Here is a 634-nt window from a genome sequence, read left to right as displayed (position 1 = left end):
GGGTGAAGGTCGCTGTCCAGGTCAAACCGCCATCTGCTGTGCTCAAGCCAGCTAAAGTACCGCCTGCCAAGGTCACATCTGTTGCATCAAAGCCAGTTACTGCTTCACTGAAGGTGAAGGTTACTGTGGTGCTTTCACCAAGACCAAGATTCAGGTCAGTTGCACTGATCGCAAGCGTCGGTGCCACTACATCTGAAGTCAGGCCAGCCAAGCTTGCGCCTGTACCTAAGTTACCTGCAAGGTCAGTATAAGTGTTATCCGCCACACTGATGCTCGGTGCTGTTGCACTGCCATCTTGGGTGAAGGTCGCTGTCCAGGTCAAACCGCCATCTGCTGTGCTCAAGCCAGCTAAAGTACCGCCTGCCAAGGTCACATCTGTTGCATCAAAGCCAGTCACTGCTTCACTGAAGGTGAAGGTTACTGTGGTGCTTTCACCGAGACCAAGATTCAGGTCAGTTGCACTGATCGCAAGCGTCGGTGCCACTACATCTGAAGTCAGGCCAGCCAAGCTTGCGCCTGTACCTAAGTTACCTGCAAGGTCAGTATAGGTGTTATCCGCCACACTGATGCTCGGTGCTGTTGCACTGCCATCTTGGGTGAAGGTCGCTGTCCAGGTCAAACCGCCATCTGCTGT

Annotated in this window: 1 protein-coding gene; it reads right to left on the bottom strand. The window is 53.5% G+C overall.

Translation table 11 applies throughout. From position 1 onward, the window contains the following. A partial coding sequence (locus HL290_RS18905) for an Ig-like domain-containing protein (RefSeq protein ID WP_227602330.1) occupies positions 1-634 on the bottom strand: 634 nt, incomplete at both ends.

The sequence above is a fragment of the Acinetobacter sp. AC1-2 genome (assembly GCF_016124155.1).
Classification (GTDB): Bacteria; Pseudomonadota; Gammaproteobacteria; order Pseudomonadales; family Moraxellaceae; genus Acinetobacter; species Acinetobacter calcoaceticus.
Note: the sequence above shows the minus strand (reverse complement) of the source record. Positions and strands in the feature narration are given on the sequence as shown.